Genomic DNA, 15,077 nt, shown 5'->3' with positions numbered 1-15,077 from the left:
ATTTTATAAATAGAAATAGAACATGAAGAATATACAATAAAGCAAGAATATTCAAAAAACTTTGACTAACTGACAACTTAATAGTATAATTAAAGTTGTTGACAAAAAAAGGAGAAAATGTGTAAAGAAAAGGAGGTTAATTATGATTGAATTTAAGGACGTTAAAAAAAGTTATAATAATAATGCTATTTTAGATAATTTTAATTTAAAAATTGATAAGGGCGATTTAGTGGTTTTAATAGGGTCTAGTGGTTGTGGAAAAACAACTTTATTAAAAATGATAAATAGATTAATAGAAACTACATCTGGAGAAATTTTAATAGATGGGAAAAATATTAAGGCTGTTGATCCAATTAAATTAAGAAGAAGTATAGGATATGTTATACAGCAAACTGGATTATTTCCTCATATGACAGTAAAGGAAAATATAGAGATTATTCCAAAGCTTATGGGAAGATCAGAAGAGGAAATAGATAAGAAAACAGTAGAATTATTAAATATGGTAGGTTTAGAACCAGAAAAATATAGTGATAGATATCCTACAGAATTAAGTGGAGGACAACAACAAAGAATTGGAGTTGCTAGAGCCTTTGCAACAGATGCAGAAATAATATTGATGGACGAACCTTTTAGTGCTTTAGACCCAATTACCAGGGCAGAGCTTCAAGAGGAATTATTTAATATTCAAAAGGAATATAAGAAGACTATAGTCTTTGTTACTCATGATATGGATGAAGCATTAAACTTAGCAGATAAAATGTGTATTTTAAATAATGGGAAAATACTTCAATATGATACTCCAGAAAACATATTAAAGAATCCATCTGGACAATATGTAGAAGACTTTGTTGGTAAAAATAAAATATGGACAAAACCTGAAATGATTAGAGCTGAGGATGTCATGATTTCTAATCCTATTACAGTAAATCCTAAGAGAAATCTTATTCAAGCAATTCAAATAATGAGAGAAAAGAAAGTAGATAGTCTGCTTGTTATAAACAAAGAAGGAATATTACTAGGTTATGTAACATTAGAAAATATTCAAAGAGTAGAAAATAAAAATATTTTAGTAGAAGAAATTATGAATACAGAGCCTATATGTGTTTGCGTAGATAAATCTTTACCAGAATTATTAGAAGTATTTAATAATTTAAAGAAAGGGTATTTACCAGTATGTGATGATCACGGAAAATTATTGGGACTTGTTACTAGAAGTAGTTTAATTTCAGTATTAAGCAGTCAGTATATAGAGATAGGGGGTAATGATTAATGGATAAGTTTTTAGAACAACTAGCAGGAAGAAAAACTGAAATATTATCACTCTTGTTTGAACATATACAATTAACAGTAGTAGCTGTATTAATTGCAGTAGCTATAGGTGTTCCCCTAGGAATTATGATAACAAGAAATAAGAAAATAGCTAATGTAGTCATTGGATTTGCAAATTTAGTACAAGCTATTCCAAGTTTAGCCATACTAGGATTCTTAATTCCAGTTATAGGTATAGGTTCAACACCAGCTATCACAATGGTTGTACTATATTCTATGCTTCCACTAATTAAAAATACTTATACAGGAATAACAAATATAAATCCAGATATGTTAGAAGCAGCTAAGGGATTAGGTATGACTAATAGACAAACTCTTAGGTTAATAAAAATTCCACTAGCTATGCCTGTAATTATGGCAGGTATAAGAATATCATCAGTAACAGCAGTAGGACTTATGACAATTGCAGCCTTCGTAGGAGCAGGTGGACTTGGATACTTAGTATTCTCTGGTATTCAAACCGTGGATAATAACTTAATATTATTTGGTGCCATTCCAGCAGCAATATTAGCATTATTTATTGACTGGATTACTGGAAGAATAGAAAATGCAGCTATGCCTAATGGAATAAAAGCATCTGATGGAACTATGAAGGTTAAAAGAGGAAAGAAAATGTCCAAGAAGAGAAAGAAAGTATATACGGCTATAACATCTGTGGCAGTTATAGTATGTTTAGCTTTTCTTATTGTTCCGAAGGTAGCTTCAATTGGCAAGAAAAAGATAACTGTTGCTTCAATGAACTTTACAGAGCAATTAATTTTAGGAAATATATTATCACAATTAATTCAAGATAAAACTGATTATGAAGTAGAAGAACAATTAAATTTAGGTGGTAGCCAAGTTGTCTTCAGTGCAATTAAAACAAGAGAAGTAGATTTATATGTAGAATATCTAGGAACTGCTTATGTAACTATGCTAAATATTGATGAACCAAATTCAGATACACAAGAAGTTTATAATATAGTAAAAGAAAAATTTGCAGAGGAATTTGGAATTACTACATTAAATACTTTAGGCTTTAATAATACCTATGCTATGGCTGTTACTAGAGAAACAGCAGAAAAATATAATTTAAAAACAGTTTCAGATTTAGCTAAAGTATCAAATCAATTAACTCTTGGACCAACAATTCAATTCCCAAATAGAGAAGATGGATTAATTGGATTAGAAAAGGCTTATAATATGAAGTTTAAATCAGTTAAACCAATGGAAACAGGTTTAAGATATACAGCCCTTAACAGTGGAGAAACTGATGTTACTGATGCATTTACTACAGATGGGCTTATAGAGAAATTTGATTTAGTAATTTTAGAAGATGATAAGAAGTTCTTCCCACCATATGATGCTGTTACAATGGTAAAAGAAGAAGTTTTAGAAGAATATCCAGAACTTGAAGAAGTAATAGGATTATTAGATGGATTAATAACAGAAGAGAAGATGATCAAAATGAATTATGAAGTTGATGAAAATAAGAGAGATCCAAAAGAAGTAGCTATAGAATTCTTAAAAGCAGAAGGCTTAATAGATTAATGCATAACAGAATTAATGGATAATGCATAATGCTTAATGCATAATTAAGGTGTAAATTCCTTCGGAATTTATTAAAATCAATGAAAGAATGAAGCTTCTCTTTTGCATTCGCAAAATCGGAATGAAAAAATGAAATGGCTTAGAGCTTCTTTGCTGAAGCAAAATCAGCATGAAAGAATGAAAAAATAAAGGAATAAATTCTAAGGAATTTATAATTTTTATAATTCAGCTTGCCTGAATTATTTCAACAATTATGCATTATTCATTGTTTAAAGTGCTTAATGCATAATTAAGGTGAAAACTCCTATGGGAGTTTTTTAATGAAAGAATGAAGAGCTTCTTTGCTGAAGCAAAATCAGTATTAAAGAATGAAATAATTAATGAGTAAGTTCCAAGGGAATTTATAAAATTTCATAACTCAGCTTGTCTGAGTTATTTCATAAATTATGCATTATCAATTATGCATTATGCATTCCTTTAGCTTGCCTGAATTATTTGATTTTTTAATTATTTGATTTTTTAATTCTTTCATTATAATTGTCAACGGTGAGATTAATACTGTATATAATAAAAAGATGTATAAAAAACTTTGGAAAAACTGACAACTCAATATTGCATATAAGTTGTCTAAAAATATAAAATATTGTTTATATAAAAGGAGTAATTTTATGATAGAATTTGTAAATGTTAAAAAAAGTTATAAGAATAATGTTATTCTCGATAACTTTAATTTAAAAATTGATAAAGGTAATTTAGTGGTACTAATAGGATCTAGTGGTTGTGGTAAAACAACTTTACTTAAAATGATAAATAGATTAATAGAAACTACATCTGGAGAAATTTTAATAGATGGGAAAAATATTAAGGCTATTGATCCAATTAAATTAAGAAGGAGTATAGGGTATGTTATACAACAAACTGGACTATTTCCTCATATGACAGTAAAGGAAAATATAGAGATTATTCCAAAGCTTATGGGAAAATCTGAAGAAGAAATAGATAATAAAACAGTAGAATTATTAAATATGGTAGGTTTAGAACCAGAAAAATATATTGATAGATATCCTACTGAATTAAGTGGAGGACAACAACAAAGAATTGGAGTTGCTAGAGCCTTTGCAACAGATGCAGAAATAATATTGATGGACGAACCTTTTAGTGCTTTAGACCCAATTACCAGGGCAGAGCTTCAAGAGGAATTATTTAATATTCAAAAGGAATATAAGAAGACTATAGTCTTTGTTACTCATGATATGGATGAAGCATTAAACCTAGCAGATAAAATGTGTATTTTAAAGGGTGGTAAAATACTTCAATATGATACACCAGAAAATATATTAAAGAATCCTGCTAATGAATATGTAGAAGAATTTGTTGGCAAAAATAAAATTTGGACAAAACCTGAAATGATTAAGGCAATAGATGTTATGATTTCAAAACCTATTACTGTAAGTCCAAAAAGAAATATTATTCAAGCAGCTCAAATAATGAGAGAAAAGAAAGTAGATAGCTTACTAGTAATTAATAGAGAAAATAAATTACTAGGATATGTAACTTTAGAAAACATTCAAAGAGTAGAAAATAAGAATATTTTAGTAGAAGAAATTATGAATAGAGAGCCTATATGTGTTTGCGTAGATAAATCTTTACCAGAATTATTAGAAGTATTTAATAATTTAAAGAAAGGGTATTTACCAGTATGCAATGATGAAGGTACACTATTAGGCCTTGTCACAAGAAGTAGTTTAATTTCAGTTTTAAGTAGTCAGTATATAGAGATAGGAGGTACTAACTAATGAGTAAGTTTATAGAACAATTAGCAGTAAGAAAATCAGAAATAATATCACTTTTAGGTGAACATATAGAATTAACCATAGTAGCTGTTTTGGTAGCAGTAGTAATAGGTGTTCCACTAGGAATTATGATAACAAGAAATAAGAAAATTGCCAATACGGTTATTGGATTTGCAAACTTAGTCCAAGCTATTCCAAGTTTAGCTATACTAGGATTCTTAATTCCTATTATTGGAATAGGATCAACACCAGCTATCACAATGGTAGTACTATATTCAATGCTACCACTTATTAAAAATACTTATACAGGAATAACAAATATAAATCCAGATATGTTAGAAGCAGCTAAAGGTTTAGGGATGACTAATGGACAAACACTTAGATTAATAAAGATTCCACTAGCAATGCCAGTAATTATGGCAGGTATAAGAATATCAGCAGTAACAGCTGTTGGACTTATGACTATTGCAGCCTTTGTAGGGGCAGGTGGACTCGGATATTTAGTATTCTCAGGTATTCAGACAGTAGATAATAATTTAATATTATTTGGTGCAATTCCAGCTGCAGTATTAGCATTGTTTATTGATTGGGTAGCAGGAAAGATAGAAAATGTAACTATGCCAAGTGGAATAAAAGCATCTGATGGAACTATGAAGGTTAAAAGAGGAAATAAAGTATCTAAGAAGAGAAAGAAAGTGTATCAGGGAATAGCGACTACAGCAGTTATAGCAATATTAGGGCTAATTATTGTTCCAAAGGTAATGTCAATGAATGATAGGAAAATAACAATTGCCTCAAAGAATTTTACAGAACAATTAATTTTAGGTAATATATTATCACAAATAATTCAAGATAAAACTGACTATGAAGTTGCAGAAGAGTTTAACTTAGGTGGTAGCCAAGTAGCATTTGAATCTCTAAAATCAGGTGGAGTAGATCTATATGCAGACTATTTAGGAACAGCCTATGTAAATATATTAGGAATTACAGATGGAAATTCAAATAAAGAAGAAGTCTTTAATATAGTATCAGATAGATTTTCTGAAGATTATGGAATAAAAGTACTAAACCCAATGGGTTTTAACAACACATATGCTATGGGTGTAACTAAAGAAACAGCAGAAAAATATAATTTAAAAACAGTTTCAGATCTATCTAAAGTAGCTGACAAGTTGACTCTTGGACCAACAATTGAGTTTCCAAATAGAGAAGATGGATTAATTGGATTAGAGAAAACTTATAATATGAAATTCAAAGCAGTTAAAGCAATGGAAACTGGTTTAAGATATACAGCCCTTATAAATGATGAAACTGATGTTACAGATGCATTTACTACAGATGGCCTTATAGAGAAATTTGGTTTAGTAATCTTAGAAGATGATAAGAACTTCTTCCCACCTTATGATGCAGTTACACTTGTTAAAGAAGAAGCATTAGAAGAATATCCAGAACTAGAAGAAGTTCTAGGCATATTAGACGGAGTAATAACAGACGAAAAAATGAGAAAAATGAATTACGAAGTGGATGAAAATAAGAGAAGTCCAAAAGAAGTAGCTATAGAATTCTTAAAAGCAGAAGGCTTAATAGATTAATGCATAACAGAATTAATGGATAATGCATAATGCACAAGATTAATGCATAATGCACAATGCGTAATGCATAATTAAGGTGAAAACTCCTATGGGAGTTTTTTAATGAAAGAATGAAGAGCTTCTTTGCTGAAGCAAAATCAGCATGAAAGAATGAAAAAATAAAGGAATAAATTCCAAGGGAATTTATAAAATTTCATAACTCAGCTTGTCTGAGTTATCTCATAAATTATGCATTATCAATTATGCATTATGCATTCCTTTAGTTTGCCTGAATTATTTCAACAATTATGCATCATAAATTATGCATTATGCATTGTTTAAAGTGCGTAATGCATAATTATTGTGAAAACTCTTACAGAGTTTTATAAAAATGAAATAATGAAGGAATGAAGCTTCTCTTTTGCATTCGCAAAATTGAAATGAAAAAATTAAGCAATAAATTCAATATGAATTTATAAATGTTCATAATTCAGCTCGCTGAATTATATCCACAATTATGCATTATAAATTATGCATTATGCATTCCTTTAGCTTGTCTGAGTTATCTCATAAATTATGCATTATCAATTATGAATTATGCATTACTAAAATTCCGCTTTAGGGCGGAATTTCTTTATTTTAATCTTAAAGTTGATATATAGTAGTTTACGTTGATTTGGAGTTTTTCCGGAACAAGGAATACACTATTTATATGATTGTTGTATAAAATATATTTAATAATGATAGGATTTAATAAAATTTATAGAAAGAAAGGATAGAAATATAGAAAGAAAATTCGAAAAATTTTGACTGCCTGCCAACTTAATAGTATAATTAAGTTGTTTAGAAAAAATAGGAAATATTGTTTATATGAAAGGAGGATTATTATGATAGAATTTAAAAATGTAAAAAAAAGTTATAAAAATAGTATTATTTTAGAAAATTTTAATTTAAAAATTGATAAAGGCGATTTAGTGGTTTTAATAGGATCTAGTGGTTGTGGAAAAACGACTTTACTTAAAATGATAAATAGATTAATAGAAACTACAGATGGAGATATTCTAATAGATGGTAAAAATATTAAAGATTTTAATCCAATTCAATTAAGAAGAAGTATAGGGTATGTTATACAGCAAACTGGATTATTTCCTCATATGACAGTAAAGGAAAATATAGAGATTATTCCAAAGCTTATGGGGAAATCTGAAGAGGAAATAGATAACAAAACAGTAGAATTATTAAATATGGTAGGTCTAGAACCAGAAAAATATATGGATAGATATCCTGCTGAATTAAGTGGAGGACAACAGCAAAGAATTGGAGTTGCTAGAGCCTTTGCAGCAGATGCAGAAATAATATTAATGGATGAGCCATTTAGTGCTTTAGATCCAATTACCAGAACAGAGCTCCAAGAACAATTATTTAATATTCAAAGAGACTACAGAAAAACTATAGTTTTCGTAACTCATGATATGGATGAGGCATTAAACTTAGCAGATAAGATCTGCATAATAAAAGATGGGGAGATTCTTCAATATGATACCCCAGAAAATATATTAAAGAATCCAGCAGGTCAATACATAGAAGATTTTGTTGGTAAAAATAAAATTTGGACAAAACCTGAAATGATTAGAGCAGAGGATGTTATGATTTCTAATCCTATTACAGTAAGTCCTAAGAGAAATCTTATTCAAGCAATTCAAATAATGAGAGAAAAGAAAGTAGATAGTTTACTTGTTATTAATAGAGAAGGAAAATTATTAGGATATGTAACATTAGAAAATATTCAAAGAGTAGAGAATAAGAATATTTTAGTAGAAGATGTTATGAATAGAAAACCAGAGTGGGTTTGTGGAACAAAGAGTTTACCAGAGTTATTAGAAGTATTTAATAAAACTCATAAAGGATATCTACCTGTATGTAATGATGAAGGAAAATTATTAGGGCTTGTTACTAGAAGTAGTTTAATTTCAGTTTTAAGTAGTCAGTATATAGAGATAGGAGGTAATAACTAATGGGTAAGTTTTTAGAACAATTAGCAGTAAGAAAAACAGAAGTAATATCACTTTTAGGTGAACATATACAATTAACAATAGTTGCTGTATTAATAGCAGTAGCTATAGGTGTTCCCCTAGGAATTGCTATAACAAAGAATAAGAAAATAGCTAATGTAATTATTGGATTTGCAAATTTAGTACAAGCTATTCCAAGCTTAGCCATACTAGGATTCCTAATTCCTCTTATAGGTATAGGATCAGCTCCAGCTATTACAATGGTAGTAGTATATTCTATGTTACCGCTTATTAAAAATACGTATACAGGAATAACAAATATAAATCCAGATATGTTAGAAGCAGCTAAAGGTTTAGGGATGACTAACGGACAAACATTGAGATTAGTAAAGATTCCACTAGCAATGCCTGTAATTATGGCAGGTATAAGAATATCATCAGTAACAGCAGTAGGACTTATGACTATTGCAGCCTTTGTAGGGGCAGGTGGACTTGGATATTTAGTGTTCTCAGGAATCCAAACAGTAGATAATAACCTTATATTATTTGGAGCAATTCCAGCAGCAGTATTAGCATTACTTATTGACTGGGTAACAGGAAAAATAGAAAGTGTAGCTATGCCTAATGGAATAAAGAGGGCTGATGGAACTATTAAAGTTAAAAGAGGAAAGAAAATATCTAAGGAAAAAAAGAAAGTATATCAAATCATTACTTCTGTAGCAATCATAGCCTTATTAGCTATACTTATTGTTCCAAAAGTAATGTCTATGAATAATAAGAAGATAACAATAGCTTCAAAAAATTTCACAGAGCAAGTAATTCTAGGTAATATATATTCACAATTAATTCAAAATCATACTGACTACGAAGTAGAAGAACAGCTGAACTTAGGAGGTAGCCAAGTTACGTTTAATGCCCTTTATTCAGGAGCTGTAGATTTATATGCAGAATACTCAGGAACAGCTTATATAAGTATATTAGATATTACAGATCAAAATAATGATAGAGAACATATTTATAATACAGTAAAAGAGTCAATGGAAGAAAATTATGGTGTAACTATATTAAATCCTATAGGTTTTAATAACACATATTCTATGAGTGTAACTCAAGAAATAGCAGAAAAGTATAATTTGAAAACAATTTCTGATCTGGCTAAAGTTGCAGATCAATTAACTCTTGGACCAACTATGGAGTTTCCAAATAGGGAAGATGGATTAATAGGTCTAGAAAAAGCTTATAATATGAAATTTAAAAGTGTTAAACCTATGGAATCTAGTTTAAGATATACAGCCCTTATGAGTGAAGAAGTAGATGTTATCAATGCATTTACAACAGATGGACTTATAAAAAAGTTTAATTTAGTAATCTTAGAAGATGATAAGGAATTCTTCCCACCATATGATGCAATTACATTTATTAGAGAAGAAACGTTAGAAGAATATCCAGAACTTGAAGAGATAATTGGCTTATTAGATGGAGTAATAAATGAAGAAAAAATGATAAATATGAATTACGAAGTTGATGAAAATAAGAGAAGTCCAAAAGAAGTAGCGATAGAATTCTTAAAAGCAGAAGGTTTAATAGAGTAATGCATAATGCATAATGCACAATGCTTAATTAAGGTGAAAACTCATTCTGAGTTTTTTTAATGAAAGAATGAAGAGCTTCTTTGCTGAAGCAAAATCAGCATGAAAGAATGAAATAATTAATGAATAAATTCCAAGGGAATTTATAAAATTTCATAACTAAGCTTGTATGAGTTATTGCATAAATTATGCATTATCAATTATGCATTATGCATTCCTTTAGCTTGTCTGAATTATTTCAACAATTATCCATTATCAATTATGCATTGTGCGGTAGCACATATGAATATTGCCTGCAATATACATTGAAATTATAGACAAATATTGATATAATAAATATCTGTTTTGAAAAATATTATACTTTTTAGATAGAATTTTTTGGAGGGTTTACTATGCCAAAGAGAATTGCCATTTTAGGTGGTCCAAGATGTGGAAAAACAACATTAATACAACAACTTTATGTTGAAATGAAAATTAGAGATTTAAACGTTGGAGTAGCTACTGAGTATAGCACTGATTATTTAAGAGATAAGGGAATGATAGAAAGTATATCTGAGCAATATGGAATATATTTAGGACAACTTCATATTGAAGAAAGCTTAAATGAATTTGACTATGCAATAACTGATTATGCAACTTTTGTTCCCTACATATATGGAAGATTCATGCTTGGAGATAAAAAAAGAACAACAAAAGAAATTGAAATCTTAAAGGATTTATACATACTAGCATTAAGAGATTTACCAAAATATGATCACATCTTCTTTGTACCAAGAGAATTTGGTTATGCTAAAGATGGGGTAAGATGGCAAGATGAAGAAGTAGCTCAAGCAGTGGACAATGCAATCTTAAGTTTCTTAGACGCAGAGAATGTTAGATATACTATTATAACTGGTTCAACAAAAGAAAGATCAGAGAAAATCTTAAAAATAATTGATTTTGAAAATGAAGAAGAAGAAATTAAATTAGATATGGCAAAGTAAAAGATTCCTATAACAGGAATCTTTTTTATTTAATAGTGAAGTAGATTAGTATATAATAAAATAATAAGCATTATTACAATATTTAAAAAAGTGAAAATATTCAGAGGATATTAATAGTAATAAGTGATTTACAAACTGAAATTGTGCATAATTAAATATTATCTGTTAATAATTTTCAGATTTTTTAGAAAACAAGTATAAAATAAAGTAAAAAAAATAATGGAGGATGTATGACTAAACTATACTTAACAAGACATGGTGAAACTGAGTGGAATGAAAAAGGAATAATGCAAGGATGGGGAGATTCTCAATTAACTAGTCTTGGAATTCAACAAGCAGAATGGTTAAGAGAAAGAATGAAAGATATACATATTGATGTTATTTATTCAAGTCCAATAGGACGAGCTTATAATACAGCTAAAATTGTTAAAGGACATAGAGAGATTCCTTTAAAAACTCATGATGGATTAAAAGAAATAAGAATTGGTGGTTGGGAAGGATTAAATCAAGAAGAGATGAAGTCTTTAGGTGAAGAAAATTACTATAATTTTTGGAATATACCATCTAAATATATTCCAACTGGGGAAGGTGAAAGCTTTTATGATGTTAAGAATAGGTCTTTTAAAGCTGTAAATGAGATCTTAGAAAAAGAAAAGGGAAAAACAATTCTAATAGTAACTCATACTATCACTTTGAAATCTTATTTGGCTGCATTAGAAAATAGGGATATAGATACTTTATGGGAACCTCCATTTATAAAACAAACAAGCCTTACTGAAATAAACTTTACTGAAGATGGTTATGAAATGCCATTAGTTGCATGCATGAGACATCATGAATATTCAAGAAAAGAATATAATGAATTTTAATAAAATAGATTAGTATATCTAAAAAATGGTAATTATATAAAAGTAATGAATCATTAAATTTAATAGAAATGAGTTGATTTTTTGAAAAAAGGAGTTAATTTAATATGCAAATTAATTATTTTTGGTTGTGTTATTTTAAGTCTGACTATATCAAAAATAGAAGCTACAACAAATGATATCAAAAATTCATTTGCTACGAATCTAAAGTTTACAAGTATAGGATGGAATTTATTAAGTGACAAATGGTATTATCATGAAGGAAATGGAAAGTTAAAAAAAGGATGGCTATATGAAAAAAATAACTGGTATTTTTTAAACTACGAAACAGCTGTTATGGAAACAGGATGGATTAAAGATGGAAATTATCAGTACTATTTAACAAGTAGTGGAGCTATGGTAACTGGATGGAAGTATATAAATGATAGATGGTATTATTTTGATTCCTCAGGAGCTATGGCAAGTGGTTGGAGATATTTAAGCAATAAATGGTATTATCTACAGAATGACGGAGGTATGGCAGTTGGATTCATTGATGATGGTAAAAATAAATATTATTTAAATTCAGATGGTTCAATGCAAACAAACTGGAAAAATATAAATAATAAGTGGTATTATTTTGATTCATCAGGAGCTATGGCAAGGGGATGGAGGTACTTAAGTAATAAATGGTACTTTATGAATAATGATGGAATTATGTTGACGGGATGGGTTAACGATAATGGAACAAATTATTATTTAAATAGTAGTGGTGAAATGGTAACAGGTTGGATATTTTACAATAATAAATGGTATTATTTAAAAAACTCAGGGGCTATGGCTACTGGATGGAATTATATTAATTCTAAATGGTATCTTATGGATTATGAAGGCAAGATGGTGACAGGATGGAATAATGTAGATGGATTATGGTATTATCTAGATTCTAGTGGGCAAATGGCTACTGGTTGGAGAGAGTTAAATAATAATTGGTATTATCTTGATGCAAGTGGGAGAAGATTAACTAATGAATGGAGAACAATAAGTGGAATTAAATATTGGTTTAATGGTGAAGGGATTATGGCTACAGGAGAATCAGTTATAAGTGGCGAATCCTATGACTTTGATTCTTCAGGAAAATATTTAAGAAAAATAGAGAAAAAACCATATCTATTCGTTGAATTTTTAAACACAGGAGATTCAGATGCAATTTATATTGAGCTTCCAAATGGAGATGATGTATTAATAGACGGTGGTGAAGCTTGGAATGGGAGATATGTAGTTGAATATTTAAATACAAGAAATTTAGCAGAAGAAGATGGAATTAAAGATATAGATTATGTAATAAATACACATCCACATTCAGATCATATAGGGGGTCTTATAGAAGTTTTACAAAATTTTAAAGTGAATAAATTCTATTATCCCCATGATATTGAAATGAAAAAATATGATGGTTTTGAAGGAGCAGAGAGTATTGAAAATCACGGATATAATATAAATTGTATGAATTATTGTTATCAATTTTATGATAGTGTCATGAAATTAGTTAGTGAGAAAGGTGTAGAAGTATATGACACAACATCAAATTCATATATAGATAATAATAATATATTAAAGTTTATACATCCTAATAAAACATATAAGCAAAACTACTTAGATAAAGATCCATCTACAATAACAGGATTAGATTATTGTTCTTTCAATAATGATTCAGCTGTTATTTCTGCTAGCTACTATGATTTTAATATGATACTTGCTTCAGATATCCATATGCAGGTAGAACGAGATATGATTAATCTAGGCTTACTTCCAAATAAGACTATAGATGTATTAAAAATTGCACATCATGGCATGGACACATCAACTAGCCAAGAATTCATAGATGCTTTAAGACCTACATTCGGGGTTGTAACAAGAGGTAAAAGAATATATAATCCAGCTAATTCAAATAGTGGCTTAAATAAATTACTTAAGGATTACGATGTAGATTTACTTGAGACTTGGAGAGGCAATATAAAAGTTTATTCTACAGATAAAGATTGGAATGTAGAGTATTAAAGAAAAAGAGTACACTCTAGATATAAGTGTACTCTTAATAATATATACTATTTGAAGTCTATAGTAATGATTAATAACAGTTTAATTAGAATATTCAGAAATTATCAACAATAAAAGTAGAGTTATAAACTGGAACGGTGGATAAGCTAATAATAATTGTTGATAATTTTCAAATTATTCTAAAAATATTACAATAGGTATTTTTATAATTGAAAACTATTTTTTCTATTGATATATGGTTTTTAATTCGGTAAAAATGCTACTGTTTTAAAAACGTATTACACATCCATTCATAAAATTTATCTTTTTCTTCAAATTGTGGATAATGGGCAGAATCTTCAAATATAACCATTTCTTTTATTCCTTTGCCACCTAAACTTGTTAAGTATTTTTTAGCTACTTCTGGTGAAGTCATAGCATCGTATTTTCCCATAACAAAATATACTGGAATATCAATTTCTTTTACAATATCAGCTATTGGATACTTTACTGTTTCCATAGTTAATTGATCTTGATATTTAGATATTGAAGTAAAATAACGAATTACATCAGTCCAATTGTATTCAGGACCGAACCAAAATCCCTTGAGATAATCTTCATTTTCATCAATATTTCTTGCAGCAAAACCATATTTTCTAACATATTGACGTGGAGTAATAGCATTGCCTTTTTCAATGGCATCTGTAAGACTTTCTAAGTCCTTAACATCTTCCATATTTCCAGCTACTTTTGCAGCATTTATAGATTTATTAAGTCCGTCTAACTCACTTTCAACATTATTAGATACTTGGCCTATTCCAACATAAGCCTTATACAATTCAGGCTCTTGATTTACTGCCATTGTTGATATATATGTTCCATATGAATGTCCAATCAAAATCACTTCTTCTTGTCCTAGATAGTCCTTAAGATATTTTGTAAGTTCAATTAAATCTTTAACATGAGTACTAGCATAAACATCTGTATAATCAGTATTAAAATCATAGGATTTTCCACTACCTCTTTGATCATAATGGACAATAGTAAAATCCTTTTCCAATAAATCTTGATACTTCCTCACATATGGTATTTCAGAACAACATGGACCACCATGAACAAATAAAACAATTGGATTTTGTTTATTATGTCCTCTAATCATAATCTCTAATTTGGTTTCATTTATTTTAACTTTACGTAATTCACTTATACTATTTTCACCTTTTAGTTTAGGAGTCCATGTAGGTTTAAAAAACTGGACTAATAAAAAAATTACTATAATAATTAATATAATGAAAATAATTTTTAATAGTTTACGCTTTATTTTTGGGTTCGTATTCACATTCTTCCCCTTTCAAAGTCATATTTATATTAATTTAAAAATAACT

10 protein-coding genes are annotated in these 15,077 nt (G+C 28.8%); 9 read left to right on the top strand and 1 reads right to left on the bottom strand.

The window, feature by feature from the left end:
• Positions 1-142: 142 nt before the first annotated feature.
• The 9 genes from QK892_RS05830 to QK892_RS05790 all read left to right on the top strand — a co-directional run bounded on the left by QK892_RS05830 (position 143) and on the right by QK892_RS05790 (position 13,713).
• The gene (locus QK892_RS05830) at positions 143-1,270 is read left to right on the top strand and encodes an ABC transporter ATP-binding protein (protein ID WP_317272591.1); all 1,128 of its coding nucleotides are present in this window, start codon (positions 143-145) and stop codon (positions 1,268-1,270) included.
• Positions 1,270-2,859, top strand: coding sequence for an ABC transporter permease/substrate-binding protein (locus QK892_RS05825; protein WP_317272590.1), 1,590 nt, complete (start codon positions 1,270-1,272; stop codon positions 2,857-2,859). The genes QK892_RS05830 and QK892_RS05825 overlap by 1 nt, the downstream gene beginning before the upstream one ends.
• 668 nt (positions 2,860-3,527) lie before the next feature.
• Complete coding sequence (locus tag QK892_RS05820) at positions 3,528-4,655, top strand: ABC transporter ATP-binding protein (RefSeq protein WP_317272589.1); 1,128 nt, start codon at positions 3,528-3,530, stop codon at positions 4,653-4,655.
• On the top strand, positions 4,655-6,244 hold the full coding sequence (locus QK892_RS05815) for an ABC transporter permease/substrate-binding protein (protein ID WP_317272588.1): 1,590 nt from the start codon (positions 4,655-4,657) through the stop codon (positions 6,242-6,244). Before QK892_RS05820 ends, QK892_RS05815 begins: the two co-directional genes overlap by 1 nt.
• Positions 6,245-7,110: 866 nt before the next feature.
• Positions 7,111-8,238: an ABC transporter ATP-binding protein gene (locus QK892_RS05810; protein ID WP_317272587.1), complete on the top strand. Its 1,128-nt coding sequence runs from the start codon at positions 7,111-7,113 to the stop codon at positions 8,236-8,238.
• The gene (locus QK892_RS05805; RefSeq protein ID WP_317272586.1) at positions 8,238-9,827 is read left to right on the top strand and encodes an ABC transporter permease/substrate-binding protein; all 1,590 of its coding nucleotides are present in this window, start codon (positions 8,238-8,240) and stop codon (positions 9,825-9,827) included. Before QK892_RS05810 ends, QK892_RS05805 begins: the two co-directional genes overlap by 1 nt.
• 389 nt (positions 9,828-10,216) lie before the next feature.
• A complete protein-coding gene (locus tag QK892_RS05800) occupies positions 10,217-10,807 on the top strand; it encodes an ATP-binding protein (RefSeq protein WP_317272585.1) in 591 nt (196 codons plus the stop codon).
• A 230-nt stretch (positions 10,808-11,037) separates the two neighbouring features.
• A complete protein-coding gene (locus QK892_RS05795) occupies positions 11,038-11,676 on the top strand; it encodes a histidine phosphatase family protein (protein ID WP_317272584.1) in 639 nt (212 codons plus the stop codon).
• An 81-nt stretch (positions 11,677-11,757) separates the two neighbouring features.
• On the top strand, positions 11,758-13,713 hold the full coding sequence (locus tag QK892_RS05790; protein ID WP_317272583.1) for an MBL fold metallo-hydrolase: 1,956 nt from the start codon (positions 11,758-11,760) through the stop codon (positions 13,711-13,713).
• A 259-nt stretch (positions 13,714-13,972) separates the two neighbouring features.
• Here the strand turns inward: QK892_RS05790 and QK892_RS05785 are convergent, their stop codons facing one another.
• Entirely contained in the window at positions 13,973-15,031 is a 1,059-nt protein-coding gene (locus QK892_RS05785; RefSeq protein WP_317272582.1) for an alpha/beta fold hydrolase, read from the bottom strand.
• Between the last annotated feature and the right edge of the window lie 46 nt (positions 15,032-15,077).

Origin of the sequence: Clostridium lamae (assembly GCF_033043255.1) — a bacterium.
GTDB classification, from domain to species: domain Bacteria; phylum Bacillota; class Clostridia; order Clostridiales; family Clostridiaceae; genus Clostridium; species Clostridium lamae.
Note: the sequence above shows the minus strand (reverse complement) of the source record. Positions and strands in the feature narration are given on the sequence as shown.